Below are 26,666 nucleotides of genomic sequence, written 5' to 3' on the forward strand. Positions count from 1 at the left end.
GAAGTTTAGACCAGCAAAGAAGATGGTGCTGAGGGTTGCAACTCAGCCATCAGTCCGGCATTTTCTCACCGTCCCATGCCGGATCCGAAAACCCGCTTTTCAGGGGCTCGAATCACCTTTCGACAGCGGGTCGCGCAGGGGCTCGCCTTCATTGGCCGGCTGCTCTCCGGGAGGCCTTGCGTGCGCACGGGGGTGTGCTGCGTCGTAGACCTTGGCCAGATGCTGAAAATCAAGCCGGGTGTACACCTGCGTGGTGCTGATGCTGGCGTGTCCCAACAGCTCTTGCACCGCGCGCAAATCCCCACTGGACTGCAAGACATGGCTGGCAAACGAATGGCGCAGCATGTGGGGGTGTACCGGCGTGCTCAGGCCAGCCAGTTGCGAGCGCCGCTTGAGGCGCACACGAATGTGTTGTGGCGTCAGCCGCTGTCCACGCGAGCCGATAAACAAGGCTGCGTGACCGTTTTGGGCCCAGGTGGCACGCAGTTCCAGCCACTGTGCCAGGGCCGCCAAAGCGGCCCTCCCCACGGGCACGCTGCGCCGCTTGGCGCCTTTGCCCAAAACATGGGCCTCCCCGGCTTGTGCATCAATCCAGCCACGGGCATGCGGGCTGGCAGCCACATCCAGCCCTACCAGTTCGCCGATGCGCAATCCGCAGCCATACAGCAACTCGGTGATGCACCGGTCGCGGGCCTCAAGCCCCGGCGGGTCTGTTGCCTCCACATGGGCGGCCAGCTGCACCGATTCGTCCACACCCAGCGCTTTGGGCAGCGGTTTACCCGCCTTGGGGGCGCGCACGTCCTGCACCGGATTGTGGTCGATCAAACCCTGGCGCCCGAGCCACACATAGAGCCCTCGCCAGCCCGACAGGATCAGGGCAATGCCTCGCGCGCTGCGCCCACCGCTGTGCATTTGCGCCACCCAACGGCGCATATGGGCGTTTTGCACCTGTCGCAAACCCACACCGGCCGACTGCGCATGACTTTGCAGCTTGTCCAGGTCCAGGGTGTAAAGCGTAACCGTGCGCTCGGCCAAACGCTTTTCGACCCTCACATGGGCGAGGTAGGCCTCGACCAGCGCGCTGTCGCTCGCTGCGGTCAGCGCAAGTTGCGGTGGCACAAGCGAGGTGGCCACTGCAAGCAACCTCAGGACTGGTCTGGACTGGCGTCCGGGCGCAACCGCGAAAGCGCCGCACTGCTGAGCTCGCCGATACGCTCAAGGAAGCTGGTGCCCATGTCGGCAGCAAAGCGCGCGGCATCGTCAGACGCCAGGACCAGCAAGCCAAAGGCGGCCGTATCGCCCAACGACCGCAGCGGGATCAGGGCGAGCGAAGCCGCGCTCGATGCGTCATCAAGCCACTGGGCTGTTTCCAGGCCGGGGTTGGCACCGCAATAGGGCATGGTCAGGGAAGAGGCAAAAGCCTTGGCGTCCTCGCTCACACCCTGGGTGAACGGGGCATCGGCATGCAGGTCGGCCACATCCCACAGCCGCACCGCCACTTGGGGTACCTGGAATCGGTCGGCGATCTCGCGCGACACCAGGGCCGGCAAGGCGCTCGCATCTCGGGCGAGCAACAGCGCTCGCGTCCAGTCGTGCAATTTGTCGGCGATGCCGGTGTTTTCCTGCCCGTGTCGCATCATGTCCATGACGCGCAGTTCCAGGCCCTTGATTTTTTCACGCAGCATCTCGGCCTGCCGCTCTTGCAAGCTCACAGCGCGGTTGCCGTGCGGGCTGGTCAGCTGAACCGCGGCCAGAACACCGGCGTGTCGCTCGAAAAAATCGGGCGTATTGGCCAGGTAATCGGCGATGTCGTCTTCGGTGATAGGGGGGATGCTGGATTCGGTCATGGGCGAAGCATAGCGCAGGGTCAAGGAAGCGCAGGCACGTCTATCTCGCCCTCGAACACCGAAGTGGCCGGACCGGTCATCAAAACGGTGGCATCCAGTGACGGCGTGTCTTGCCATTCGATGGTGAGCACGCCGCCATGGGTCGCCACATCCACCTGGCCATCGAGCAGGCCCAGGCGGATGCCCGCCACCACGGCCGCGCAGGCACCCGTGCCACAGGCCAGGGTTTCGCCTGCGCCCCGCTCGAACACCCTCAAACGCACTTCACCACGGTTCACCACCTGCATAAACCCCACATTCACCCGTGCGGGAAAGCGCGGGTGGGATTCAAGCAGCGGGCCCCACTGCAACACGGGCGCGGTGTCCACATCGCCCACCAGCAACACCGCATGAGGATTGCCCATGGAAACCACCGACAGCAAGACCTCGCCCACATCGGGCAGCTCCACCGGCCAGCGCTCAAAACCTCCCATGGGCTGGGCCGCCAAACCGCTGGCGTCAAAAGGCACTTGCCCGGATGTGAAAACGGGCGGCCCCATGTCCACCGTCACGCGCCCATCGGGGTTCAAATGCAGCGACAACTCGCCTTTCTTCACCTTGACCCGAACCGGGTTGCGTGCCGTGAGCCGTTTGTCGTGCACAAAGCGCACAAAGCATCGCGCCCCGTTGCCGCAATGCTCCACCTCACCGCCATCGGCGTTGTGGATCACGTACTCAAAGTCCAGCCCCGGGCCGGGCGAAGGCCGCACAGTCAATATCTGATCGGCACCCACTCCAAAATGGCGATCGGCCAGCCAGCGGTATTGGGCGGTGGTGAGGCCCAGGCGGGCGAGCGTCTCGTCCAGAACAACAAAATCGTTGCCCGCGCCTTGCATTTTGGTGAAGCGGATGTGCATGGCGCCATTATCGAGCCTCGCTGTTGCATCGGGGAAGGCAAAAATCCTTTGCCTGCCGCACAATGCCGCCATGGTCCGAACTACCCAACTGCTTCACCCGCAACGCACCCCGGCTGCGCTGCGCCCCGCCGCCACCGTCTTGCTGCTGCGCGACAGCCCACAAGGCATCGAAGTGCTCATGACGCGCCGCTCCATGACGGCCAGTTTTGCGCCGGGAGCCTATGTGTTCCCGGGCGGCGGCATCGATGCAGCCGATGCCCTGGCCCACGGACAGTCCACCCGCCGAGCGGCCCAAAGCGACTTGCACCTCACCCAGGCCATCGCAGCGATTCGCGAAAGCTTCGAGGAACTGGGTGTTTTGCTGGCGCGCCGTGCCGATGGCTCCCACCTCGCGACCGAAGACATTGCCGCCCTGGATCGCAGAGCGCCCTTCGCCGCTCAATGCAGCGAGCGGGGGTTGACCCTCTCTGGCGCCGAGGTGTTCGTGCTCGCCCACTGGATCACCGACCGCGATTTGCCGCGACGCTTCGATGTGCCTTTTCTGGTTGCGCGCATGCCTGAGGGCCAGGAACCGGTCGCCGATGAATCCGAGCAGTTCGAACCCGAATGGGTGCGCCCGGCCGACGCCCTCTCTCGCCATGAAGCGGGCAATTTTTTCATCATCTTTCCCACCATCCGAACCCTGGACCGGCTGAAAGCCCACGGCTCCGTGCAATCGGTGCTGGACGCCTGCGCCGTCAACGATGAACCCCTGTTCACGAGCTGCCCGCGTGCAGGATTTCTGAACGGGGCCGAGTCGCGCCACATGGAACACGAGGCGCCATTCGGCGAACTGGCCATGGTCAGCCCCGACGGCCAGATCAAGCACGAACTGGCCTGGCAGACCGAGCGTCCCGTGCCGCTGCTCAGGAATGTGATGCGCCTGACCGCACCCAATCCCGGGTTCATGACCGGCCCGGGCACCAACAGCTACCTGGTCGGCGACCCGAGCACGGGCTACATCGCCATCGACCCCGGCCCGGCAGAGCCCGCACATCTGGAGCGCCTGTGGCGTGCGGCCGGAGGCGACCTCCGCGCCATTGTCTGCACCCACTCCCACGCCGACCATTCACCCGGCGCGCCCGGACTGCAAGCCCTGTGTACCAAAGCGCCCCCCATCCTCGGTCTGGCCAGCGCCCCCACCGCCCGCGCCAACAGCCATTTCATCCCCGAACGCGAGCTTGGCGATGACGAGCGCCTCACGCTGAAGAACGCGAACGGCGACACCCGGCACACCCTTCGCGTGGTGCACACCCCCGGCCACGCGGCCAACCACCTTTGTCTGGTGCTGGAAGAAGACGGCCTGCTGATCAGCGGTGACCACGTGCTCAACGGCAGCACCACCGTGATCGACCCACCCGACGGCCACATGGGCGACTACCTCGCCTCACTGGACAAGCTCGCCGCGCTCTGCGATGAACACGCCATTGACTTCATCTTGCCCGCCCATGGCTACGTGCTCGGCGACCTGCGCCAGGCTGCCGACAACCTGTCAGCGCCCACAGAAGGTGGCGCCAAAGCGGCCATTGAGCACCTCAAAGCCCATCGGCTCGCACGCGAGGCCAAAGTGGCCCGTGCCATGCAGGCATCGCCCAAGGGCACCATGGACGACTGGGTGAAGCTGGCTTACGACGATGTGCCTGAGCGGCTGTGGCCTGTGGCCAAGCGCTCGATGCTGGCCCATGTGGAGCGCATACAAAGCCTGGGCGGCTTCAACCTCTGATCGTTACCGCCATGATCTACCCCAACTCTGGTTACTCGAGATTCGCCAAGGCTGCAGCGCACTTTTGCGGCCGGCCCCGCGTGTTTTCAATGGCCGCGGCGGTGATCGCGGTATGGCTGATCACCGGTCCGATATTTCACTACAGCGACACCTGGCAACTGGTGATCAACACCGGCACCACCATCATCACCTTCCTGATGGTCTTCCTGATCCAGAACACGCAAAACCGCGACACGGAGGCGATACAGGTCAAGCTCGACGAACTCATCCGCGCCACCCAGGGCGCCCACAACGCTTTGCTGGACCTGGAAGAGCTGGAAGAAGACAACCTGGACGCTTTCAAGGCGCGGTATCAGGCGCTGGCTGCGGCGGCCCGGGTCGAGCTGGACAAGGGGTTGGTGGATACCGGCACACCGGAGGCCTGAGAGCCTTTGCCTGAAAAGGCAACCCGGCCGTGAATCGCCCCCGGCTTCATCGTTCGCGGGCAATTGGCCGCCTTGCTGGCCCTCTGATCAACATCTGGCAACACGTTTTGACAAACGTTGCCGGTCTCGGCTTCGCCGGCAAACGAACCCCTCCCGCACCGGACCCCGATGCAAGCGGCGCGGAAGCAATGCACCGGTTCGACGTTCACTTCACAAGGGTTCACCGCTCACCCGGCCATACGCATGGTCTGGTGACGAGAGGCCACACGAAACATTTTGCCCTGATCACACCGGGTACGGATTCAAAATAGAGGGTTTTCCCGCATACCATTGCTGGACCCGTTTTTCTGACGCCCACCACCTGAGCACCCTCGCCATGTCATCAACCACCTCCCAGGACGCCACATGGACCTTCCGGAAAAAACCGGTGGCATTTGAACCCGCCGCCTGGAGCGGGCGCCTGGATGTGGCCGAAATGTCCCGACCGGGTGGCCTGTTGACCGCAGCCTTGATGCAATGCGCTGCCGAGCGCGATCTCTCGTTGAGTGAACTGGCCACCGCTCTTGGCGTGAACTACTGGACGCTGAGTCAACTGCGCATCGGTTTTCGCACCATCGACTCGCTGGATCAGGATGTGATCGATGGCTGTTCGGCCTTGCTCGATCTGCCCGCGCTCACGATCCAGGCATTGGCGGGCCTGCTCTCGCCGGCCGACATGCTGACGAGTGCCGATCTCACCGCAGAAGACCTCTTGTACGCGCGCCAGCTGGTCAGCACGGGTCCAGACGACCTGGTCTTGCTGCCGCCCCCCAATCGGGCGCGGCCGCTGCAAGGCCTGACCATCGACGATCTGGTCGAATTGCACCGTGAACACGCGGCCCATCCCGTCGTGGTCGAATTGTTGCGCGCAGAGCTGGGCCTGCGCCCCCGGTCGAAAACAGAACAGTTGCGCGCGGCCATTGCGCGTGAAAGCATGGCAACACCAGAACCCGACGATGCACCACGCGCGTCGGCCGCAGCCGCTTCTGGCATTTTGTGTTGCGCACACTGCCAGAAGCGGCTGCGCATTCCCCACCTGGCGGAACCGGGTGAAATCCGCTGCCCCAGCTGTGCGACCGAATACTCGGTCCATTGGCAAGGCATGGTGTGCCTTGTGCAGGTGCTTGAGGACCTTGCCAGCAGCGGCGATGAGTATGGCGAAGACGGCACCGAAGCTGCGGACGATCCGTCATCCGAGCCCAAGAACCCCTGGTCGGTGCTGGGCCTGGCGCCCGACAGCCCATGGGACCAGGTCGAGCGCGCGCGCCGCTCTCTGTTGCAGCAGTACCATCCAGACCGCTTGGGACATGTCTCACCCGCGATCCGCCAGCTCGCTGAGGCGGCCTTCAAGCGCGTGAACACCGCCTTCGAAACGGTAAGGGCACAGCGCCGTTGAAAGCCCGCTGACCAAATGACACGTTCCAGACACAGTGCCAAGCAGCGACAGGTGCTGTGCGGTTGAGGGTGGATAGCGGTTCCGGGATTCCATCGCGCCCGTGCGTGAAATGCATCAGTCCAGCACGACCAGCCAGCAGCCATGCTGCGGCGAAAAAATGATCAAAAGGAACGCTCTGCGTTCATCGACCAAAAGTGCTTCCTTCGGGACCTGACTTGCCGCTCAAAAATAGTGTGAAGCGCGCCGATACGCCGGATTTTGTGCGTTCAGAACCCTTTTGCAAGGGCCCCGAACGTGACCGTCATTCATCTGGGCCGGGGGTCACCCACCCGGCTCGGTGCTACCTACCCGCCAGCTCCGCGGAACCACGTCAACGCTGGCCTATTTGGTATTGCTGCGCGTAGAGATTGCCCGTTTCACCCGAACTGAATCGGCTCGTCTCTGTTGCTCTGATCCTCACCTTAGGGCCCTTTGGGCGAACCCATCAAGCTTGTCGGTGGAGAGGTGTTACCTCCTACGCTGTCCTGTGCAGTCCGGACGTTCCTCCAGTGCGGCCTTTCGGCGATTGCACCAGCGACGGCCTGGCGCGCTTCACGGGGTGGATTATCCACGCCCAACGCAGACTCACACCAGTCGTTCGATTTTTTTGTGCTTCCAGACCAGCTTGTAATACGCCGTCTGCAACACCAGCATCGCGCCGTAGGTAATGGGGAACGCCATCCACACGCCTTCCAGCCCGAAATGCGCGTCCAGCGTGTACGCCGCTGGCACCTGCACCAGCACGATGCAGGCAATCGAAATCGCCACTGGCACCAACACCACACCGCTGGCGCGCATGATGCCTCCGACCACGGCCTGGAAGCCGAACAGCAACAGGCTCCACAACATGATGTGCAGCAACTGTTCTGCCTGCACGCGCACGGCTTCCTGTGTGATGAACAGGCCGAGCAACCAGTGCGAAAGCGCATAACCGATCAGGATCAGACTGCCTGTGATGATGGCGTTGAGCGCCAGTCCAGTTTGCAAAATGGCGCGCACCCTGTCCAGCATGCCCGCACCGATCGCCTGAGCGCCCAGGATAGACGCGGTGATGGCGATGGACAGCGCAGGGAATTGCACGTAGTTCACCACCTGGGTCACCGCACCGTACGCGGCCGTGGCTTCTGAACCATGGCGATTCACGAGCGCCAGAATCACCAGTTCGGAAATTGAAATCACTACCATCTGCACGCCGGTGGGCAGGCCGATGCGCATGACTTTTTTCAGAATCTCCCGGTCCAGCTTGAGCGCCGCAAACAGCGCCCGGTCTGGCGCCAGCACATGGGACCGGCGGCGCAGTCTAAGGGTCAGAAAAGCCAGTGCCAGACCGGTGGATACAAAGCCCGCCAGTGCCGCGCTCTGGATTCCCATGGGCGGCAGACCCAGCCATCCCTTGATCAGCGCGGGCGTGAGCGCCAGGCCAACGCCAGTGGACAGCAGCAGCGCCATCAGGGGTGACACCGTGTCGCTCACCCCACGCAAAAGCTGCGTGAACAAGATGAACGTCAGCAACAGCGGCATGAGCAACATCATCATGCGTGCATAGCCGGTGGCGTCATCCAGTACATCAGCGGGGGTTCCCAGTGCCATCAGGGCTTCGCGGGCGAAGACGCCGCCCAACACCGCGCCAGCCAGCCCAATCAAAGCGCCCACCATCAAGGCAGTGCCCGCTATGGCCCTGACCTTTTCAGGCTGCTTGGCCCCCCAGGCCTGGCCGATCAACACCGAGGCGCCGGCCCCGATGCCAATCACCAGCGAGATGAAGAAGAACATCACCGGAAACATGCCCGACACCGCAGCCAGCGCATGGGTGCCCAGCATCTGCCCTATGTAAATGCCGTTGATCGTGCCCGACAGGCTTTGCAGCAGGTTGGACAGCACCATGGGCGCCAGGAAAAACAGGTAGACCTGCCAAAGGGCCCGCGCGGGTGGCGGCGGGCCGCCGGATGCGGTGGGCGGCGTGGTGGATGCGGACATGTGGGCGGAAGGAAGTGAGGGGCGCGGACTGGGGCGGGCGTGGCGGCTTGTGTTCCGATTCTCGGGCGAACGGGATATCAGTGTGTCCCGAAGGCTCCTCGGGCCAGCCAGCTCAGGTGGGCTTTCACATCTTCTGGCCAGACCTGAATGCGCTCGGAGAACGCGCCGCCATCGTGGGCGAACAAGGCGCGCGATGCCTCTTCAAATCCCGGCAGGCCGCCGCCGATGGCCGACATGAATCGGTACGCGCGCTCCTTGGCCTGACGCTGGGTATCGTGTTCGGCGTGGGTTTTGCGCGCCTCTTCGACCAGGCGGCGCAAAGCCGCCGAAGCGCCACCGCGCTGCAAGGCCAACCATTCCCAGTGGCGCGGCAGCAACGTGACTTCGCGCGCCACCACACCCAAACGCGGCCGCCCCACGCCCGCAGGCCCTGCCGGTTTTTCCTCGGCATCCACGGCGGGCGGTTTGGGCTGCTCGGGTGCATAACCAGGCGGCCAGGGGAAGTCGACCAAGGCCCCTGTGGCATCGTCAAACACCAGCAGGCCGCCTCCTTGGCCCAGTCCCAGGGTGGCCAGGCTTTGGGCAACAAGGTCGTATTGGCCTGCGGCGATGCGCCGGGTGCCTGAAAACGCGGTGCAGGTGGGGGCAAATGGGATGTTGGTTGCGGTATCGGTATTCATGACTTAATTTTACCCGGCTTGTATTGTTTTATCCGGGTTATTTTAACGGATCGGCAAATGCGTACGCCCGCTGCTTTGCGACAATAGCGGCCTTGCCACCCGACTGCTTGATCACCACAAGCCTTGGAGAACGCCCCATGATCCGCCTTTCCGAACTCAAGCTGCTGCTGGCCGAAGTGCCCACCGAGCACCGCCGCGCAGCCGACGCACCCACCGAAACCAGCGCCGACCGCGAGCCCCCCCCCCATCCCGTCGAAGCGCTCACCCGTTTGACCGCCCAGGCATTGGGCCTGGATGAAAGAGCCATCGCTCACCTGCATGTGTTCAAGCGCAGCTTCGATGCACGCAAGGCCGAACTGCTGGCGGTGTACATCGTGGATGTGACGCTGGCCGATCCTTCGCAAGAGGCGGCCCTGCTGGCGAAGTTTGAGAACAACGCCCACATCCAGGTCACCCCCGACATGGCCTGGCATCCACCCGGGCAGGCCCCAGCCGGTTGGCCCTCGAACGAAACCGAGCGCCCCGTTGTGATCGGCCTCGGGCCTTGCGGCCTGTTCACTGCGTTGGCGCTGGCGCAAATGGGCCTGAAACCCATCGTGCTGGAGCGCGGCAAGCCGGTGCGCGAGCGCACCAAAGACACCTGGGGCCTGTGGCGCCACCAGAAGCTGAACCCCCAAAGCAATGTGCAATACGGCGAAGGCGGCGCCGGCCTGTTTTCCGACGGCAAGCTCTACAGCCAGATCAAGGACCCGCGCTTCCTGGGCCGCAAGGTCATGAACGAATTTGTCGAGGCGGGCGCGCCGAAAGAAATCCTCTACATGGCCCACCCCCACATCGGCACCTTCAAGCTGGTCAAGGTGGTCGAAGCCATGCGCGAAAAAATCATCGCCCTGGGCGGCGAAATCCGGTTTCAGCAACAGGTGGTCGGCTTCACCATGGCGCCAGCCGGCGCAGGCCAGCAACAACTCACCGGGTTGCGTGTGTTGCACCTCGACACGGGCGCCATCATTGAACTGCCTGCCCGGCATGCGGTGCTCGCCGTGGGCCACAGCTCACGGGACACCTTTGCTTTGCTGCACGATGCGGGCGTGTTCCTGGAGGCCAAACCGTTCTCGGTGGGTTTCCGCATCGAACACCCGCAAAGCGTGATCGACCGTGCCCGCTGGGGCCGCCACGCGGGCCACCCGCTGCTGGGTGCCGCCGATTACAAGCTGGTGCACCACGCCAAGAATGGTCGCGCGGTCTACAGCTTTTGCATGTGCCCGGGCGGCATGGTCGTGGCCGCGACCAGCGAGCCCGGCCGTGTGGTCACCAACGGCATGAGCCAGTATTCGCGCAACGAGCGCAACGCCAACGCAGGCATCGTGGTCGCCATCGAGCCCGGCGATTTCCCGCTGCAGTTCCCGCAAGACGCCGCGCTGTGGACCGACGCTTTCGGCGAGGCTGATGGCCCGCGATACGCCGATCAGGCCAAAGCCATGGCGAACAAAGGCGAACCACATCCGCTGGCCGGCATCGTTTTGCAACGCCAGCTGGAAGCCCGTGCATTCGTGATGGGCGGCGGCACCTACGAAGCCCCTGGTCAACTGGTGGGCGATTTCGTGGCTGGCCAGGCGTCTGCGGCTTTGGCCGACGTCGAACCCTCGTACCAGCCGGGCGTGAAGCTGGGCGATCTGGCGCCCGCCCTGCCCGCTTATGCCATCGAAGCCATGCGCGAAGCGCTACCGGTGTTCGGTCGCAAGATCAAGGGTTACGACATGCCCGGCGCCGTGCTGACAGGCGTGGAAACGCGCACTTCGGCGCCGCTGCGCATCACGCGCGGTGCTGATTTGCAGAGCCTGAACACAAGAGGCTTGTACCCGGCAGGCGAAGGCGCTGGCTACGCGGGTGGCATTCTTTCAGCGGGTGTGGACGGCCTCAAGGTGGCCGAGGCGCTGGCCAGAAGCGCCCTTGGTCTGGGGATGGCAATCACGTGAAATACAAGCGGTTACAAATAGCGGCACAGCTTTACCTGCGCAATGGGGTGGCTTGACACTGGCGGCGCAAAGTGGAGGCTCTTCAACCAAGGAGCTTTCCATGAAAACGCTCAGCCGCAACCTCCTCCTTCCCGCACTCACTGGTGCCATCGCCTTCTCAGCCGCAGGCGTCGCCCAGGCTCAAGACGAACGGGGCCGCGTGATCAGCAGCACACCGGTGATCCAGCAAGTGGCTGTGCCGCGCGAAGTATGCGAAAACGTGCAGGTGCGCGAACGCGCCCGCAGTTCGGGCGCCGGCGCCCTGATGGGTGGCATCGCAGGCGGCGCCATGGGCAATGCTGTGGGTGGGGGCACCGGGCGTGCTGTGGCCACGGCCCTCGGCATTTTCGGCGGCGCCGTTTTGGGTGACCGCATAGAAGGCCGGGGCCAAAGCACGGTTCGCACCGTGCAGGAATGCACCACCCAGAACGTCTACGAAAACCAGACCGTGGCCTACAACGTGGTTTACGAATATGCCGGGCGCCAGTACAGCGTGGAAATGGATGATGAGCCTGGCCGCTATGTGCCGGTGAGCGTGCAACCTGTGAATGTGCGCCCCGTGACCCGCCCCCAGGTGCAGTATGTGCCTGCATCAGCAGCCCCTGAGGTGGTGTATGTCGGCCGCATCCCGCGTGGCCACAGCAATGGGCGCTGGGACCGCGAGCAAGATGACCGCTGGGACCGCAACTGGAGGTGATGTGCCATCGGACGCCTCGACCCTTTTGCACGCGGCGGCCTGAAACGGGTTCCCGGAAAAAGCGACACCATCGCCGCTTGTCCGGGCAACTGCTGTTGCACCTGAGTGAATGTGGCCAAGCCGCCCGCCCATCAACGGGGAGGTCCCCTCAACCCCCACCCCACCGGCAACCGCCAGGACAGACCGTGCAAGGCAAAGGCCGCCACCGTGACGCCTCGGTGCTCCGTCTGTGGTTTAAGCGCTTTTCAGTGCAACGCCTGGATTGTCCTGCCCGTTAGAACACCACGCCAGCATACAAAATGGCGTTGGCATAGGGTGTGCACTCCCCTGTGCGGATCACGGCCTTTGCCTGACCGGTCAACGCTTTGAAGTCGGCATGTGACACCTGATCAACAGGTGTGCCACCCAGTGGCCGACACCAGGGCGGCATGTGGCCATGGTTTGCCGTCACGGCTTCGGTCGCGATCATCGCCCGCTCGACCTGCATTTCCGAGAGCACCGCCTGCAACACGTCGCCCACGGCAGGCATGCCTGGCATGAGCGCCAGATCGATGCGGCGCACGCCGTTCGGCACGGGCAACCCGGCATCGCCAATGACCACCATGTCGCCATGGCCCAAGGTGGCAATCAAATAGGACAACTCGGCATTCAAAAGAACCGTTCGTTTCATAGCGCGGTCCAACTTGGTGCTTGCGGGGTGCGAAGGACCGCCGCCCGCGTGGGAATGGAGGGCTGAGCGCCCACCGTTTGCACACACAGGCTGGCGGCACGAAGCCCCATCGTGACGCCCTCATTCAAGGTACCCCCACTGGCCAATGTCACCACCAGCGCGCCCAGAAAGGTGTCACCCGCTGCCGTGGTGTCGACCGCCTTCACGGGCAGCGCCGGATGAAAGCTGCCACCTTTCGCGTCAACGGCCACTGCCCCCTGAGCACCCAAGGTGACCACCACCTGCCGTACCCCACGGAACAAAAACCATTGGCCCGCCTGTGCAGCCTCTTCGGGCCGGGACACCGACACCTGTGTCAGGGCCTGGGCCTCACTTTCGTTGAGCACCAGGGTGTCGATCCATGGCCACACCTCGGCGGGCAAGCTTTGCGAGGGAGAGGGATTGAGCACCACTCTGCAACCGCTCTTCTGCGCTTGTTCCGCAGCCATCAACACCGCTGGCAAAGGCACTTCGAGCTGCATCACCAGCCAGTCGGACGCCTTGAGACGGGACGCCAACACCGACGGATCTGGGTGCAACGTGCCGTTGGCACCAGGCACCACCACAATGCGGTTCTGCGCCTGGTCGTCGACCATGACCACGGCCACCCCGGTTGCCACAGCATCGTCAGTTGGTATGTCGTCGCAGCCAATGCCCTCTTGCGCCAATGCGGCCCGCAGCGCTGCGCCATGCGCGTCGGCGCCCACCCGCCCGATCATGCACACCGAAGCACCCTGGCGCGCGCAGCCGACCGCCTGGTTGCCGCCTTTTCCACCGGGAAAATAGGCAATGGACTGCCCTTCAATGGTTTCCCCGTCGCCAGGGGCTCTGGACACCCGCACCACCATGTCCATGTTGAGACTTCCCAGCACCAGAATCGCGGGGACGGATTGTTGAGAAGCAGACGGAAGACTCATTTTGGACAGGGGCCACTGGAGCTGCGCACCCGCAGCACAGGTTGCAATAAAACTTTTCGAGGCTGTGTGCGCCCACCCATGATGCGCTCCAGCAGCATATCGACGGCCATCACACCGATGCGCTGTTTGGGCTGTTCGATGGTCGTCAGCGGCGGGCTCGAATAGCTGGCCAGCTCGATGTCGTCAAAACCGACCAAGGAGAGCTCGGCTGGCACCCGCAGACCGACTTCATGGGCGGCACTCAATGCGCCGATGGCCATCAGATCGTTGCACACAAAAATGGCGCTGGGCCGGGGGCTCAGGTTGAGTACAGCCTGCATGGCGGCGTAACCACCGTGGCTGGTGAAGTCACCATGCACCAGCAATTCCTGAGACACACCCGCCAATCCGGCCTCGTGCAAAGCTTGACGCCAACCCTGAATGCGCTGCTCGCTCACATCAAGGCCTTGCGGCCCCGCCATGCAGGCAATGTGCCGATGGCCCAATGCGATGAGATGCTGGGTGGCCATCAGGGCGCCCTGCTGTTGTGCTGTCTCCACCAGGTCACACTTCAGCTCGTTCAACTCCCGATCCACCAACACCGTGGGAATCGTCAAGCCTTGCAGCTGGGCAGCCAGACTGTCGTCGTCTCCGGTGGATACCACGATCAAGCCATCGATGCGGCGCTCGGCCAGCACCTGCAAATACACGCTTTGCCGGTTCGCCTCGTCGTTGGTGTTGCACAGGATCAGGTTGTACCCCGCGCCAAAGCAGTGCTTTTCGACGCTGTGCACGATCTCCGCAAAGTAGGGGTTTGAGCTGTTGGGAATCAACATGCCCAGCGTTCGGGTGGATTTGCCTTGAAGGCTGCGGGCCACGGCGCTGGGTACATACCCCACGCTTCGAATCGCCTCCTCGACAGCCTGGGTGCTCTCGGGGCTGACAAAACGCGTCTTGTTGACCACGTGCGATACGGTGGTCACCGACACCTTGGCGAGTCGCGCGACGTCCTTGATAGTGGCCATGGGATCCCTGCGAACAATGCGGTTGGTTAGTGCGTCGAGCTGCGACGTTGGCGCAGGGTATCAATGATCACGGCCACCACAATCACACACCCGGTGATGATGCGTTTGGTCGGATCACTGGCACCGATCTGCGCGAGACCCGCCTCAAGTACCGCAATGATAAGCACGCCGAAGACCGTATTGATCACGGAGCCTCGCCCGCCCATCAGGCTGGTGCCACCGATTACCACGGCGGCAATCACCTGCAACTCCATCCCGGTACCCGCATTCGGATCGGCAGCCTCCAACCTGGCCGCCTGCATCAGCCCGGCCAGGCCAGCCAGCAGCCCCATCACCGCAAAAATCAGGATGCGGATGGGCCGTGGGTCGACACCGGCCAGGCGCATGGCTTCTTCATTGGTGCCAATGCCCACGGCGTACCGGCCCAGCACCGTTCGCGACAGAATCAACTGGGCCACCACAGCCAGCAGCAAGGCCAGAACGAAGGCCGATGACAGCCCCGCCACCCAGGGCTTGGCCAGACCCGACATCGCCTCGCCCACATATTGGGTGCGCGAGTCGGTGACCAGGTAGGCACTGCCACGCACCGCCTCCAGCATGCCCAGGGACACGATGAACGAAGGCAGGCGCCACGCCACCGATACCGCGCCCGTGATCGCCCCACACACCAGACCCGCTGCGAGACCCAGGGCGGCCGCCGCCGGCGCACCCCATTGCCATTGCAGGATGGCCGTGGCCGACACCGCGGCACTCAGCGCAAGCACCGACCCGACCGAGAGATCGATGCCCGCAATGATCAACACGAAAGTCATGCCGATGGCCATCACCATGAGCGCCGGGATTTCATTGGCAATGGCCACAAAGGTATCGACGCTGATGAAGTACTCGCTCATCCAGCCAAACAACAGAATCATTCCGATCAGCACACCACTGAGCCCCAGGTAGGTGCCGAGCTGTCCGCGGGACCGCGAGGGGGAAGGTGAACTGGTGGCCAAGGAAGGGGCGTCCGGTTTGAGTGTCGACATGGTTGGAATGTGGCGGTAGTGGGGTGGAGTGGGCGCGTTCAGTGAGCGTTGGCCATCGGGTCTTCGAACGCGCTCGACAAGATCTGTTGCTCGCTCCATTGGCCCCGTTCAAAAATGGCGACCAGACGCCCCTGGTTCATGACCCCGATGCGGTCACAAACGGCCATCAGCTCGCGCAGGTCGCTGGAGACCATCAGCAAGGCCTTGCCGGCATCGGTCATGCGCTCCAGCTCGGCATACAGATCGGCTCGGGCGCCCACATCCACGCCGCGCGTGGGCTCATCGAGGAGCAGCACGTTGCACTCGCGGTGCAGCCAGCGGGAGAACACCACTTTTTGCTGGTTGCCGCCGCTCAAGGTCCCCACGCTTTGTTCGGGGCCTTCACAGCGCACCCGCAGCGCCTCTATCCAGCGCCGGGCGACCAGCCGCTCTTTGGCCAGCTGCAACCAGCCCCAACGCGACAGAGGCGCCAAATCGCTCAAGGTGGTATTCACCCGGATGGACTGGCCCAGCAGCAAACCCTGCGACTTGCGGTCTTCGGTGACCAGGCCCACACCTGCCCGGATCGCGTGCATCGGTGAGCGCCACCCGCGCGGCTTTCTGTGGGTCGGCGCGGAAGCGCCTTTTTCATACAGGCACAGCTCGCCTCGGTCGGCTTGATCGGCGCCAAACAACAGGCGCACCAGCTCGGTCCGCCCTGAGCCTACGAGTCCTGCCAAGCCCATGATTTCACCCGCATGCAGCTTCAGATCCACATCTTTGACCGTTTGGCCGCGGCCCAGTTGCTGAACATCCATGAGCACGGACCCCGCTGCACGGCGGGGTCTGTCATCGTGCTCCTGCACAGCACGCCCGACCATGCGCTGCACGATGTCTTGCTCGCTGACGCCCGCGATCGGGCACACATCCACCAGGCGCCCGTCGCGCAAAACCGCCGCGGTATCGGCAATCTGCTTGAGTTCTTCGAGCCGGTGGGACACGTAAACGATCGCCACACCGCGCTGCTTGAGCAAAGCGATTTGTTCAAACAAATGGGTGATTTCCCGGTGGGTCAGCATGGCCGTGGGCTCATCCAGCACCAGCACCTGGGTGTCGTCTTGCAGATTGCGCGCGATTTCCACCATCTGTTGCTGCCCGATACCCAGCTGCGACACGGGGGTTTCCGGCGCAATATCCGTCAAGCCAATTTTTTCCAGCTGAACCAGGGCCAGTTCGTGCAAGTCCTTTTGGCGGATCCATCCTCCGCCCAGCTTGCCCCGGCTGGGCAGGCGGCCCAACAGCAGGTTTTCGGCCACGGTGAGCGTTGAAACCAGGCTCAACTCCTGCATCACCATGCGCACCCCGAGCGCCTCGGCCTCGCGCCGGGAGGCCGGTGCAAAGGCTTTCCCGGAAAGCGTCATGCCTCCTCGGGTGGGTGAAACCAAACCGCACAAAATCTTCGACAGTGTGCTTTTCCCGGCGCCGTTTTCTCCCGTCAGAGCCAAGACCTCTCCCACCCGCAAAGTGAGCGAAACACCGTCCAGCACGGTGCCGGCGTAGTCTTTGCCCACACCGTGCATCTGCAGCACAACGTGATCATCAGGAGGTGTGGACGCAGGACTGGGCATGGAAACACCTGGGGTCGGGTTGGAGGGAGTGGAACGGCCGCACAAGGCCTTGCGCCCAAGCGCGACGGATCGCGCCTGGGCCGGGGTTCATATTTACTTGCTGTCTTTGGTGACCAGGACCACATCGGTCTTGATCAGCTCAGGCATGTCCGCCTGTTTGGTCTTGGCGTTCAGGGCCTTGAGCGCAATGTCGATTGCAAACACGGCCTGCTTGGCGCCAAACTGGTCTGCCGTTGCCAGCATGCGACCGTCCTTCAGCAGCGGCTTGACGGCATCGATGTTGTCGTAACCCACCACCTGTACCTGGGCCACCTTGCCGGCCGCTTTGACCGCGGCCACGGCGCCCAGCGCCATGCTGTCGTTGCCGGCCAGCAGTGCCTTGAGATCGGGGTGCTCGCGCATCATGCCGGCCGACACCGTGTTGGCCTTGCCGATCTCCCAGTCACCCGACTGCACACTTACCACGGTCACGCCAGCGGCTTTCATGGCATCCTGGTAACCCAGTGTGCGTTGTTGAGCGTTGAAGGTGGTGGACACGCCTTCCAGAATGCCCACTTTGTCGCCCGCCTTCAGCTCCTTGCCCAGGAAATCGCCGACCAGCTTGGCGCCAGCGCGGTTGTCAGGACCGACGAACGGGATCTGGATGCCCTTTTCTTTTTGTGCGGCTTTGTCCAGCTGGTTGTCGATGTTCACCACCAGAATGCCTTTGTCGATGGCGGTCTTGAGCACCGGCACCAGTGCCTTGGAATCGGCAGGGGCGATGACGATGGCGTCCACCCGCTGGGTGATCATTTGCTCGACCATTTTGATCTGCGCGGCGGTGTCGGTTTCGTCTTTGATGCCGTTAGACACCAGGCTGAAGTCGGCGGCGTGGGCCTTTTGGTGCGCCTTGGCACCGTCTTCCATGGTGCGGAAAAACTCATTGGCCAGGGACTTCATGACCAAAGCCACCTTGGGCTTGTCGGCCGCAAAGCTGGGCGATGCAAAAAGGGACCCAGCCAGGGACAGGGCCATCGAGGCTTGCAGGGTGCGGCGCGTGAATTTCATGTCTCAAATCTCCATTAATCGGTTGTTGAATGCGACTCGACAGGTTGCGCCCAAGGTCCCCTGGAAGCAGGCTGTGAAAGCTGAACCTGACGGCGGAATGATAACCATAGCAAACGTTTGCGTAAACGTTTGCTAATCGGTGTTTTCCCCTATCCAGTCACCGCCTGAAAGACAGTTCTGCGGGGGTGTATCGGCATTTTTTTGATCGCGCCTTGAAGGCCTTGGCATACCATGCGCGTCAAAGGGCGCTACCGGCAAACCTGCCTGCACATGGGCCTGACGCCAGGTCACCGGCACCCGGTGGGCGCAGCAGCCCCTTGGGATACGGGGCCGAATCCAATCAGCTCTTGACCCAAGCTGGGCCCCTCCCCCGCCGGGAAAAAAAAAAGGCGGCCCGAGGGCCGCTTTTCTTGAGGAGTCGCTACAAGCTGTCAGAGCTTTTGCAAGGCTGCAATGCGCTCTTCCATCGGGGGATGGGTAGAGAACAGTTTGCCCAAACCCCCCACAATGCCCATGGCCTGCATGGTTTTGGGCAACGTCCCGGGGGTCAGTCCGCCCAGGCGGGCCAGGGCGTTGATCATGGGTTGCTTGCGGCCCATGTAGTTGGCCGCACCCGCGTCGGCACGGAATTCCCGCTGCCGGCTGAACCAGGCAACGATGATGGCCGCGACAACGCCAAACAGCATGTCCAGAACCACCGTGGTGATCATGTAGCCGATGCCCGGGCCACTGCGCTCCTGGCCTTTGCTGAGGAAGGCGTCGATGGCATAGCCGATCGCCCGGCTGAGGAACACCACAAAGGTGTTCATCACGCCCTGGATCAGCGTCATGGTGACCATGTCACCGTTGGCGACGTGGGCCACCTCGTGGCCAATCACGGCTTCGACTTCTTCGCGCGTCATGCTTTGCAACAGCCCGGTGGACACCGCGACCAAAGCCGAATTCTTGAAGGCACCGGTGGCGAAGGCATTGGGCGCCCCTTCATAGATAGCAACCTCGGGCATGCCGATGCCAGCGGTATTGGCGAAGCGTTCCACGGTTTGAACAATCCAGGCCTCATCGGCATTCTGGGGTTGCTCGATCACGCGCGCGCCCGTGCTCATCTTTGCCATGGTCTTGCTCATCAAGAGCGAGATGGTGGCGCCGCCAAAACCGATCACCAGCGAAAACCCCGCCAGCGCCGTCATGTTCAGCCCATTGGCTGTGAGGTAACGGTCCACGCCCAGCAGACGCGTGGTGATCAACAACACCGCCATCACGGCGAAGTTGGTCATGAGAAATAACAAGGTGCGTTTCATGGCAACTCCTGGAAAAAGAAAAAATGCGTTTCCGCCCGCATCATAGGTGGGCGAACGATAACCAAATTCAAGTTCGGTTTTTTCGAAAGGTAATTCAGCGAATCCACACGTCAACCCTGCGTGCGAACCGGGCGAAACACCGTCGCGTCGTTGTAAAAGTCAGCATCCTCATTCGCGGGCCACCAGCCGGGCACGCCCAGCACCGGCAGCGGCGTGAACGGCTTGGTTGCCAATACCTCGGCGTTCAGCTGGCCAGCCAACCAGGCATCCCAGGCGTCCAGGTCGCCACCCAGGCCAACGGGCACAGGCGCTCGCAACACATGGGCGGTGATGCTTTTGTAAGGCGTGACCAGCTTTTCCATCAGGGCATGCCCCACCAACACCAGCCGCGCCTCGCTCCACAAAGGGCGCAAATCGACAAACAAACGGCGCCAGTCGCGGGCCAGCAAGGCGTCCCACAAGGGTTGGGGCGCTTGAAACAAGGCCGCGTTCTCGTCAAACAGGGTCAGCGCATCGCGCACCGGCCCACGCAATTGCCCCACGCCACCGGCCTTGGCAATTTCGGCCGCTTGCAACAGGTTGAGCTGTCGCTTTGTGAGCGGAAAGCGCATCCAGCACAAGCCATTGAAAAAATCGTGCAGCCCGTCGCGGGTGGGCACGCAGCCGGTGTCGAAAATATGCTGCTCGTAAGCCGTGCCATCGGGCAGGTCAGACTGAGGAACGAAGCGCAGCGGCGCAATACCGGCCATGTTGAGCGCTTGTGCCACAGAAGCACCGAGCGAGACTTGCCCGCTCACCCGCACCCCTGCGCCGGCGACTGGGGCAAACCAAGGCGCGCCCCAATGCAGGTCATGCCACTCTGGACTCATGCCGCCCGAGTGCCCTTTGCTTGTCGCTTGTCGCGCACCGAGACCTGTGATGTGCCTTCGTGCGCAAACTCGAACAGCTGGGTTGCTGCAAGCAACTTGCTCAGTGTGGCGTATCCGTAATTCCTTGGGTCGAAGGACGCTTGATTGCTGATCTGCTGCCCAACCGCCCCTACCCGAGCCCAGCCGCTTTCGTCAGCAGCGGCCTGAACCGCATTTCGCAGCAGCGAAACCAATCGGGCATCTTGTTTAAGTTGCGAGGAGGGGATGCGCAGCGGAGCCGCAGGTGTCGCGTCAGTTGAATCCACCCCGGATTCACTGCCCAGTTTGTCCAGATACAAGAAACGAGAGCAGGCGTTCACGAATGGCTCTGGCGTCTTTTGCGCGCCAAAGCCATAGACGGCCGCACCTTTGGCCCGCAGGTGCATCACCAGAGGCGTGAAGTCAGTGTCAGAGGAAACAATGCCAAAAGCGTCCGGCTGATCCGTGTAAAGCAACTCCAGCGCGTCGATCACCATCGCCATGTCGCTGGCGTTCTTTCCCCTGGAGTAGTCAAACTGCTGCATGGGTCGAATCGCGTGCTCATGCAGCTTTTCTTCCCAGCCTTTGAGTTCGCTCTTTTTCCAGTTGCCGTAGGCCCTGCGCACATTGGTCACACCAAAGGTGGACAGTTCGGTCAGAATCACGTCGATTTTCGTGGCGGGCGAATTGTCGGCATCGATCAGCAACGCAATGTGGGGCTCGGCCCGGTTCATCTCGCGCGCCTTCACACCAGCCTCCAAGGCAGCACCTCGCCCGAACGCAGCGGTTTGAGCTCGGCTTCGCCAAAAGCAAAGCTCTCGGGCGGCGTCCAGCTTTCGCGCCGCAAAGTCACCTGCTCCCTGTTGCGCGGCAAGCCATAGAAGTCAGCGCCAAAAAAGCTGGCAAAGCCTTCGAGCTTGTCCAGCGCGCCCGCGTCGTCGAACGCCTCGGCATACATCTCGATGGCAGCGTGGGCGGTGTAGCAACCGGCGCAACCGCTGGCGTGTTCTTTCAGGTGGGCCGGATGGGGGGCGCTGTCGGTGCCGAGGAAGAACTTGGCGCTGCCGCTGATGGCCGCTTCCACCAATGCCAGTCGATGGGTTTCCCGCTTGAGAACCGGCAAGCAGTAGTAGTGGGGCCGGATGCCGCCGGTGAAGATGGCGTTGCGGTTGTAAAGCAGGTGGTGGGCGGTGATGGTGGCGCCCAGGAAGCGGTCGGCCTCAGCCACATACTGCGCCGCCTCTTTGGTGGTGATGTGCTCCATCACGATCTTCAGCTCCGGGAAATCCCGGCGCAGCGGTTTCAGTTGCTGCTCGATGAAGACCGCCTCGCGGTCGAACAAATCAATGTCCGGGCTGGTGACCTCGCCGTGCACCAGCAGCAACATGCCGGCGCGCTGCATGGCTTCCAGCGTTTTGTAGGTTTTGCGGATATCGGTGACGCCGGCATCGCTGTTGGTGGTGGCGCCAGCCGGGTACAGCTTGGCGGCGACCACGCCCGCCTCACTGGCCCGGGCAATTTCATCGGCTGGCAGGTTGTCGGTCAGGTAGAGCGTCATCAGGGGCTCAAACGACATGCCGGCCGGCACGGCGGCGCGGATGCGCTCGGCATAGGCCAGTGCCATCGCAGCGGTGGTCACCGGCGGTTTCAGGTTGGGCATGACGATGGCGCGGGCGAACTGGGCCGCGGTGTGCGGCACCACGGTGCGCAGGGCGTCGCCGTCGCGCAGGTGCAAATGCCAGTCGTCTGGGCGGGTGAAGGTCAGGGATTGGGCTGCAGCGGGGGTGTTCATGCCCCGATTGTCTCAAATGGGCGCCACCCTGGCAGGCCAGGCCTGCAAGCTCTCAGCGTGGCACCTTGGCTTCCAGGTGTTGCTGCAAATCGCTCCAGAATTTCTCCAGCGGGCGCTTGGCTTTGCGGGCGTTGGGCCGCTCACGGTAGATGCGAATCTCCAGCGCCGTCTCCAGACCCTCGCCGGCTGACACCAGTTTTTTGGCCCTGACATCCTTGCGCACCGAAGTGGCCGGCAAAAACGCGATGCCGTGGCCTTCCAGCGCCATCGCCTTGAGTCCCTCGGCCATGTCGGTTTCGTAGATGCGGTCCAGGTGAACCGGTACGGCACTTTGTTTGACCAGGTGGTCCACGGCACGGCCCAGATAGGCGCCGGGCGCGTAGGCCAAATAGGGCGCTGGCTGGGCAGCAGTGCCCGGCAGCGTGTAACGCGGTGCACCGCTTTCATCCGCGCGCACATAGGGCGACAACAGCTCGCGCCCGAGGTACAGCATCTCGTAACGGTCCGCATCGAGCTGGATGGGCTGGGCAGTGTGGTGGTAGGCGATCAGCAGATCGCAGCTGCCTTCTACCAGCCGCATCACGGCATCGTGCACATTGAGCGCGATCAACCGGCTTTTGATGGGGCCGCAGGCTTCCCTGAGGCCGGACAACCAGGAAGGGAAAAAGGTAAACGCCAGCGAATGCGGCACGGCAAACTCAATCACGTCCTGCGCCGCCGCCGTGTGGGCGCGAAGCATGGCGCGTGCACTCTGCAAGGACTGCAGCATCTCCAGCGCCTGCTCATAAAGCGTCTTGCCCGCAGGTGTCAGGCGGGTGGGGTAAGAAGATCGGTCGACCAGGTCGGTCCCAGCCCAGGCTTCGAGCGACTGGATGCGCCGGGAGAACGCAGGCTGGGTGACGTGGCGCAATTGGGCCGAGCGGCTGAAACTGCGCGTTTCGGCCAAACTCACGAAATCTTCCAGCCATTTGGTTTCCATGGGCTCGGATTATGCGCGCCGGCCAAACCCGGCGATCCTTGGCGCATTGTGGTCAGGTGCTTCCGGTACGATAGGGAAAACCTAGGGTTAACCCTTATTTTTCTACCATGACCAAAAATCCACCCGATATCCGTCCATCCCGCATTGCCCACGCCGGCCTGCGCCAGAAAATCATGTCTGCCGATGCGGCCGCCGCCTTCATCGAAAACGGCGACCACGTCGGCATGAGCGGCTTCACCGGCGCCGGTTACCCCAAAGCCATTCCGCTGGCGCTGGCCCAACACATCCATGCCCACCACGACGCGGGAAAACCATTCCGCATCGGCGTCTGGACCGGCGCCTCGACCGCGCCCGAACTCGACGGCGCACTCGCCACGGTTGGCGGCATGGACATGCGCCTGCCCTACCAGTCCGACCCGACCTGCCGCGCCCGCATCAACGACGGCGAGATGGCCTACATCGACATCCACCTGTCACACGTGGCGCAGTACGTGTGGTTCGGCTTTCTGGGCAAGCTCAATGTGGCGGTGATCGAGGTCGCGGGCGTTCTGGAAGACGGCCGGCTGATTCCGGCCACCTCGGTGGGCAACAACAAAACCTGGCTGGATCAGGCCGACAAGGTGATCCTCGAGGTCAACTACGGCCACAACCTGGGCCTGGAAGGCATGCACGACATCTACTACGGCACCGAGCGCCCGCCGCACCGCAAACCGATTCCGATGACCCATGCGGGCGACCGCATCGGTGAACCCTACTTGCACTGCGACCCGTCCAAGGTCATCGCCATCGTCGAAACCCACCTGCCGGACCGGGACACGCGCTTTGCCGCGCCAGATGAAGCCTCCAAGCGCATCGCTGAACATCTGATGGCTTTCTTGCAAGAGGAAGTGGCGCTGGGGCGCTTGCCGCCCGAGCTTCTGCCGCTGCAATCGGGCGTGGGCAACATCGCCAATGCGGTGATGGAAAGCCTGAACGAAGGGCCGTTCAACAACCTGCAGGGCTACACCGAAGTCTTGCAAGACGGCATGCTGGCCATGCTGGAATCCGGCAGGATGTCCATGGCCTCTGCCACCGCGCTCTCGTTCTCTGCACCGGTGATGGAAGCGTTTCTCGCCAACATCGATTTTTACCGCGAGCGCATCGTGCTGAGACCGCAGGAAATCAGCAACCACCCCGAGGTGATCCGCCGTCTGGGCATCATTGCCATGAACGGCATGATCGAAGCCGATCTGTATGGCAACGTGAATTCCACCCACGTGATGGGGACCCGCATCATGAACGGCATCGGCGGCTCCGGCGATTTCGCGCGCAATGCCTACCTCTCGGTCTTCATGACACCGTCCACCGCCAAGGGCGGCAGCATCAGCTGCATCGTGCCCATGGTCAGCCACGTGGACCACACCGAACACGACGTGCAGATCGTGGTCACCGAACAAGGCCTGGCCGACCTGCGCGGCCTCTCACCGCGCCAGCGTTCGCGGCGCATCATTGAACGCTGCGCCCACCCCGACTTCAAACCCGCGCTGCTGGACTACGTGGAACGCAGCGAAGCCAACGCCCGTGCCGGCCACGCGGGCATGCACACGCCACACCTGCTGGACGAAGCGCTGTCATGGCACAGCCAATTCGAGAAAACCGGCAGCATGCTGAAGGCTGGAGAAGCACCGTTGAGCTGAGCCAGCAATCGCATCCCCCGCCGTGGGGCCGGGCTGAGCAGCGCAAGGCACCGCGCAGCGGGCCGCAACCCGGCTTACACAATTCAATCGGAAGAGGACTGCTGCAAAGCCCACATCCCCGCATAGACCCCGCCCACCCGCGAGACCAAATCAGAGTGCCGCCCCCGCTCCACCACCTCACCGTTCACGAGCACCAAGATCTCATGCGCATCCACAACGGTAGATAGCCGGTGCGCAATCACCAGTGAAGTCTTGTTGCGTGCAGCCGTCCGAAGTTCCGCCTGAATGGCACGCTCGTTCGCCGAATCCAACGCAGAAGTGGCCTCGTCAAAAATCACGATGGGCGGGTTCTTGAGCAGCGTGCGCGCAATCGCCACCCGCTGCTTCTCACCGCCCGACAGCTTCAGCCCCCGTTCACCCACCATGGTTGCATAGCCCTTGGGCAGGCGTTCAATGAAGGTGTGGATGTGGGCTGCTTTCGCGGCGGCCACTGCCGCTTCGTGGCCGGCTTCAGGGCGGCCGTAGAGGATGTTGTATTCGATGGTGTCGTTGAACAACACCGTGTCTTGCGGCACGATGCCGATCGACTGGCGCACGCTGGCCTGGGTCACCTCGCGGATGTCCTGACCGTTGATGGAGATGCGGCCACTGCCTTGTGGGCCCGTGTCGTCGTGGTTGCTCACATCGTAGAAACGGTAGAGCAAGCGGGCAAGCGTCGATTTCCCGGAGCCCGACGGGCCCACAACCGCCACCGTTTTGCCAGCGGGAATCTCAAAGCTCACGCCGTGCAGAATTTCCCGCTCCGGATCATAGGCAAACCGCACGTTTTCAAACCGCACCGTGGGCGGGCCGCCCAAAGTCAGCTCTTGAGCGCCCGGTTCATCGGCAATCTCGCGCTCCTTTTCCAGCAAGACAAACATCTTGTCGAGGTCGGTCAGGCTCTGCTTGATCTCGCGGTACAAGACACCCAGAAACCCCAGCGGGATGTAGAGCTGGATCATGAAAGCGTTGACCATGACCAGATCGCCCAGGGTCATGCGTCCGTCGGCCACGCCCTGCGTGGCGCGGTAGAGCATCAGGATCAAGGCCGTGGCGATGACCAGTTGCTGGCCAGTGTTGAGCATGGACAGCGTGGTCTGGCTCTTGATGCGCGCCACCCGCAGTTTTTCCAGCGCCGTGTTGTAGCGCTCGGTCTCGAACACTTCGTTGTTGAAGTATTTGACCGTCTCGAAGTTGAGCAGCGAATCGATGGCACGCGTCTGGCTGGCCGATTCCAGCTCGTTCATCTCGCGGCGAAACTGCGTGCGCCACTCGGTCACCTTGACGGTGAAGGTCACATAAAACACCAGCGCCACCAGCGTGATCCACACATACCCCATGTCGAACTTGGTGCCCAGCAGCACCAGGACCATGGTCACCTCGATCAGCGTCGGAAAGATGCTGTAGAGCGAATAGGAAATCAGCGACTGCACACCGCGCGTGCCCCGGTCGATATCACGCGTCATGCCGCCAGTCTGGCGCTCCAGGTGGAAGCGCAGGCTCAGGTTGTGCAAGTGGCCAAACACCTGCAGGGCGATGCTGCGCGTGGCGCCTTCGGTGGCCTTGGCAAAAATCAGTTCGCGCAACTCGGTGAACAAGGAAGTGCACAGGCGCAAGCCGCCATAAGCCACCAACAAGCCGATCGGCACCACCAGCAACGCCTCGACGCTCCCGGGCTTGATGGTCATCGCGTCCACCAGTTGTTTGAGCAACAGCGGCACGCCCACGTTGGCCATCTTGGCGCCGACCATGAAGGTCAGCGCGGCGCCCACGCGCCATTTGTATTCCCAGAGGTAGGGAAACAGGCGCGAGAGCGTGGCCCAGTCAGAGCGGCGCTGTGCGACCTCGCGCGCGCGCTCGGCGGCGGTCTGGGCAGAAGCTGAATGTGAGGAGGCGGATGACGATCGCATGCA

General features: G+C 62.9%; 23 protein-coding genes and 1 other RNA gene. 6 read left to right on the plus strand and 18 right to left on the minus strand.

Going from position 1 to position 26,666, the window contains the following annotated elements; genetic code table 11:
* Positions 1-99 precede the first annotated feature (99 nt).
* The 3 genes from LPB072_RS20985 to dapF are packed head-to-tail and all read right to left on the minus strand — an operon-like array spanning position 100 to position 2,743.
* Positions 100-1,119 carry a tyrosine recombinase XerC gene (locus LPB072_RS20985; protein ID WP_407927818.1) on the minus strand — a complete coding sequence of 340 codons (1,020 nt, stop codon included), beginning with the start codon at positions 1,117-1,119 and terminating at the stop codon, positions 100-102.
* Between the two features lie 26 nt (positions 1,120-1,145).
* Positions 1,146-1,847, minus strand: coding sequence for a DUF484 family protein (locus tag LPB072_RS20990; RefSeq protein ID WP_066091194.1), 702 nt, complete (start codon positions 1,845-1,847; stop codon positions 1,146-1,148).
* Positions 1,848-1,867: 20 nt separating this feature from the next.
* Complete coding sequence (dapF, locus tag LPB072_RS20995; RefSeq protein ID WP_066091196.1) at positions 1,868-2,743, minus strand: diaminopimelate epimerase; 876 nt, start codon at positions 2,741-2,743, stop codon at positions 1,868-1,870.
* Positions 2,744-2,813: 70 nt separating this feature from the next.
* Between dapF and LPB072_RS21000 the strand changes: the two genes are divergently transcribed.
* The 3 genes from LPB072_RS21000 to LPB072_RS21010 all read left to right on the plus strand — a co-directional run bounded on the left by LPB072_RS21000 (position 2,814) and on the right by LPB072_RS21010 (position 6,365).
* Positions 2,814-4,505, plus strand: a complete 1,692-nt coding sequence (locus LPB072_RS21000; RefSeq protein ID WP_066091198.1) for an MBL fold metallo-hydrolase — start codon at positions 2,814-2,816, stop codon at positions 4,503-4,505.
* 11 nt (positions 4,506-4,516) lie between these two features.
* Positions 4,517-4,930, plus strand: coding sequence for a low affinity iron permease family protein (locus LPB072_RS21005; protein WP_066091200.1), 414 nt, complete (start codon positions 4,517-4,519; stop codon positions 4,928-4,930).
* A 376-nt stretch (positions 4,931-5,306) separates the two neighbouring features.
* The gene (locus LPB072_RS21010) at positions 5,307-6,365 is read left to right on the plus strand and encodes a J domain-containing protein (RefSeq protein WP_066091202.1); all 1,059 of its coding nucleotides are present in this window, start codon (positions 5,307-5,309) and stop codon (positions 6,363-6,365) included.
* 231 nt (positions 6,366-6,596) lie between these two features.
* On the opposite strand, the gene rnpB is transcribed toward LPB072_RS21010, so the two are convergent.
* The 3 genes from rnpB to LPB072_RS21025 form a co-directional block, all read right to left on the minus strand.
* Positions 6,597-6,958: RNase P RNA component class A (rnpB, locus tag LPB072_RS21015), an RNA gene on the minus strand.
* A 31-nt stretch (positions 6,959-6,989) separates the two neighbouring features.
* Positions 6,990-8,381, minus strand: coding sequence for an MATE family efflux transporter (locus tag LPB072_RS21020; RefSeq protein ID WP_066091205.1), 1,392 nt, complete (start codon positions 8,379-8,381; stop codon positions 6,990-6,992).
* Positions 8,382-8,458: 77 nt separating this feature from the next.
* The gene (locus tag LPB072_RS21025; protein ID WP_066091208.1) at positions 8,459-9,061 is read right to left on the minus strand and encodes a DUF2239 family protein; all 603 of its coding nucleotides are present in this window, start codon (positions 9,059-9,061) and stop codon (positions 8,459-8,461) included.
* 137 nt (positions 9,062-9,198) lie between these two features.
* Between LPB072_RS21025 and LPB072_RS21030 the strand changes: the two genes are divergently transcribed.
* Both LPB072_RS21030 and LPB072_RS21035 read left to right on the plus strand, forming a co-directional pair.
* Positions 9,199-11,037, plus strand: a complete 1,839-nt coding sequence (locus LPB072_RS21030; RefSeq protein WP_066091210.1) for an NAD(P)/FAD-dependent oxidoreductase — start codon at positions 9,199-9,201, stop codon at positions 11,035-11,037.
* A 100-nt stretch (positions 11,038-11,137) separates the two neighbouring features.
* The gene (locus LPB072_RS21035; protein WP_066091212.1) at positions 11,138-11,773 is read left to right on the plus strand and encodes a glycine zipper 2TM domain-containing protein; all 636 of its coding nucleotides are present in this window, start codon (positions 11,138-11,140) and stop codon (positions 11,771-11,773) included.
* Positions 11,774-12,047: 274 nt separating this feature from the next.
* Here the strand turns inward: LPB072_RS21035 and rbsD are convergent, their stop codons facing one another.
* The 11 genes from rbsD to LPB072_RS21090 all read right to left on the minus strand — a co-directional run bounded on the left by rbsD (position 12,048) and on the right by LPB072_RS21090 (position 23,038).
* Positions 12,048-12,443: a D-ribose pyranase gene (rbsD, locus tag LPB072_RS21040; protein ID WP_066091214.1), complete on the minus strand. Its 396-nt coding sequence runs from the start codon at positions 12,441-12,443 to the stop codon at positions 12,048-12,050.
* A complete protein-coding gene (gene rbsK / locus LPB072_RS21045) occupies positions 12,440-13,399 on the minus strand; it encodes a ribokinase (RefSeq protein WP_096349077.1) in 960 nt (319 codons plus the stop codon). The genes rbsD and rbsK overlap by 4 nt, the downstream gene beginning before the upstream one ends.
* Positions 13,396-14,403, minus strand: a complete 1,008-nt coding sequence (locus tag LPB072_RS21050) for a LacI family DNA-binding transcriptional regulator (RefSeq protein WP_066091220.1) — start codon at positions 14,401-14,403, stop codon at positions 13,396-13,398. Before LPB072_RS21050 ends, rbsK begins: the two co-directional genes overlap by 4 nt.
* Before the next feature lie 26 nt (positions 14,404-14,429).
* Positions 14,430-15,428 carry an ABC transporter permease gene (locus tag LPB072_RS21055; protein WP_066091222.1) on the minus strand — a complete coding sequence of 333 codons (999 nt, stop codon included), beginning with the start codon at positions 15,426-15,428 and terminating at the stop codon, positions 14,430-14,432.
* Positions 15,429-15,466: 38 nt separating this feature from the next.
* On the minus strand, positions 15,467-17,035 hold the full coding sequence (locus LPB072_RS21060; protein ID WP_066091225.1) for a sugar ABC transporter ATP-binding protein: 1,569 nt from the start codon (positions 17,033-17,035) through the stop codon (positions 15,467-15,469).
* Positions 17,036-17,128: 93 nt separating this feature from the next.
* The gene (locus LPB072_RS21065; RefSeq protein WP_066091228.1) at positions 17,129-18,082 is read right to left on the minus strand and encodes a sugar ABC transporter substrate-binding protein; all 954 of its coding nucleotides are present in this window, start codon (positions 18,080-18,082) and stop codon (positions 17,129-17,131) included.
* A 431-nt stretch (positions 18,083-18,513) separates the two neighbouring features.
* Positions 18,514-19,380 carry a protease HtpX gene (htpX, locus tag LPB072_RS21070; protein ID WP_066091283.1) on the minus strand — a complete coding sequence of 289 codons (867 nt, stop codon included), beginning with the start codon at positions 19,378-19,380 and terminating at the stop codon, positions 18,514-18,516.
* Between the two features lie 110 nt (positions 19,381-19,490).
* The gene (locus LPB072_RS21075; RefSeq protein WP_066091230.1) at positions 19,491-20,249 is read right to left on the minus strand and encodes a DUF3025 domain-containing protein; all 759 of its coding nucleotides are present in this window, start codon (positions 20,247-20,249) and stop codon (positions 19,491-19,493) included.
* Positions 20,246-21,001, minus strand: a complete 756-nt coding sequence (locus tag LPB072_RS21080) for an NYN domain-containing protein (protein ID WP_066091285.1) — start codon at positions 20,999-21,001, stop codon at positions 20,246-20,248. Before LPB072_RS21080 ends, LPB072_RS21075 begins: the two co-directional genes overlap by 4 nt.
* Positions 21,002-21,012: 11 nt before the next feature.
* Complete coding sequence (gene pyrC, locus LPB072_RS21085) at positions 21,013-22,059, minus strand: dihydroorotase (protein ID WP_066091232.1); 1,047 nt, start codon at positions 22,057-22,059, stop codon at positions 21,013-21,015.
* 52 nt (positions 22,060-22,111) lie between these two features.
* Positions 22,112-23,038 (minus strand): LysR family transcriptional regulator, encoded by a 927-nt coding sequence (locus tag LPB072_RS21090; RefSeq protein ID WP_066091235.1) that lies wholly within the window; start codon positions 23,036-23,038, stop codon positions 22,112-22,114.
* Between the two features lie 107 nt (positions 23,039-23,145).
* Here LPB072_RS21090 and LPB072_RS21095 point away from each other — a divergent pair, with 107 nt between their 5' ends.
* Positions 23,146-24,714, plus strand: coding sequence for an acetyl-CoA hydrolase/transferase family protein (locus LPB072_RS21095; RefSeq protein ID WP_066091237.1), 1,569 nt, complete (start codon positions 23,146-23,148; stop codon positions 24,712-24,714).
* 83 nt (positions 24,715-24,797) lie between these two features.
* On the opposite strand, the gene LPB072_RS21100 is transcribed toward LPB072_RS21095, so the two are convergent.
* Positions 24,798-26,663, minus strand: coding sequence for an ABCB family ABC transporter ATP-binding protein/permease (locus LPB072_RS21100; RefSeq protein ID WP_066091239.1), 1,866 nt, complete (start codon positions 26,661-26,663; stop codon positions 24,798-24,800).
* Positions 26,664-26,666: the final 3 nt, after the last annotated feature.

Origin of the sequence: Hydrogenophaga crassostreae (assembly GCF_001761385.1) — a bacterium.
GTDB lineage: Bacteria > Pseudomonadota > Gammaproteobacteria > Burkholderiales > Burkholderiaceae_C > Hydrogenophaga > Hydrogenophaga crassostreae.

Bases quoted from the DNA above. Each gene is read 5' to 3' on its own strand.
- LPB072_RS20990 (WP_066091194.1), bottom strand. From the start codon at position 1,847: ATGACCGAATCCAGCATCCCCCCTATCACCGAAGACGACATCGCCGAT.
- dapF (WP_066091196.1), bottom strand. From the start codon at position 2,743: ATGCACATCCGCTTCACCAAAATGCAAGGCGCGGGCAACGATTTTGTT.
- LPB072_RS21000 (WP_066091198.1), top strand. From the start codon at position 2,814: ATGGTCCGAACTACCCAACTGCTTCACCCGCAACGCACCCCGGCTGCG.
- LPB072_RS21005 (WP_066091200.1), top strand. From the start codon at position 4,517: ATGATCTACCCCAACTCTGGTTACTCGAGATTCGCCAAGGCTGCAGCG.
- LPB072_RS21010 (WP_066091202.1), top strand. From the start codon at position 5,307: ATGTCATCAACCACCTCCCAGGACGCCACATGGACCTTCCGGAAAAAA.
- LPB072_RS21020 (WP_066091205.1), bottom strand. From the start codon at position 8,381: ATGTCCGCATCCACCACGCCGCCCACCGCATCCGGCGGCCCGCCGCCA.
- LPB072_RS21025 (WP_066091208.1), bottom strand. From the start codon at position 9,061: ATGAATACCGATACCGCAACCAACATCCCATTTGCCCCCACCTGCACC.
- LPB072_RS21030 (WP_066091210.1), top strand. From the start codon at position 9,199: ATGATCCGCCTTTCCGAACTCAAGCTGCTGCTGGCCGAAGTGCCCACC.
- LPB072_RS21035 (WP_066091212.1), top strand. From the start codon at position 11,138: ATGAAAACGCTCAGCCGCAACCTCCTCCTTCCCGCACTCACTGGTGCC.
- rbsD (WP_066091214.1), bottom strand. From the start codon at position 12,443: ATGAAACGAACGGTTCTTTTGAATGCCGAGTTGTCCTATTTGATTGCC.
- rbsK (WP_096349077.1), bottom strand. From the start codon at position 13,399: ATGAGTCTTCCGTCTGCTTCTCAACAATCCGTCCCCGCGATTCTGGTG.
- LPB072_RS21050 (WP_066091220.1), bottom strand. From the start codon at position 14,403: ATGGCCACTATCAAGGACGTCGCGCGACTCGCCAAGGTGTCGGTGACC.
- LPB072_RS21055 (WP_066091222.1), bottom strand. From the start codon at position 15,428: ATGTCGACACTCAAACCGGACGCCCCTTCCTTGGCCACCAGTTCACCT.
- LPB072_RS21060 (WP_066091225.1), bottom strand. From the start codon at position 17,035: ATGCCCAGTCCTGCGTCCACACCTCCTGATGATCACGTTGTGCTGCAG.
- LPB072_RS21065 (WP_066091228.1), bottom strand. From the start codon at position 18,082: ATGAAATTCACGCGCCGCACCCTGCAAGCCTCGATGGCCCTGTCCCTG.
- htpX (WP_066091283.1), bottom strand. From the start codon at position 19,380: ATGAAACGCACCTTGTTATTTCTCATGACCAACTTCGCCGTGATGGCG.
- LPB072_RS21075 (WP_066091230.1), bottom strand. From the start codon at position 20,249: ATGAGTCCAGAGTGGCATGACCTGCATTGGGGCGCGCCTTGGTTTGCC.
- LPB072_RS21080 (WP_066091285.1), bottom strand. From the start codon at position 21,001: ATGAACCGGGCCGAGCCCCACATTGCGTTGCTGATCGATGCCGACAAT.
- pyrC (WP_066091232.1), bottom strand. From the start codon at position 22,059: ATGAACACCCCCGCTGCAGCCCAATCCCTGACCTTCACCCGCCCAGAC.
- LPB072_RS21090 (WP_066091235.1), bottom strand. From the start codon at position 23,038: ATGGAAACCAAATGGCTGGAAGATTTCGTGAGTTTGGCCGAAACGCGC.
- LPB072_RS21095 (WP_066091237.1), top strand. From the start codon at position 23,146: ATGACCAAAAATCCACCCGATATCCGTCCATCCCGCATTGCCCACGCC.
- LPB072_RS21100 (WP_066091239.1), bottom strand. From the start codon at position 26,663: ATGCGATCGTCATCCGCCTCCTCACATTCAGCTTCTGCCCAGACCGCC.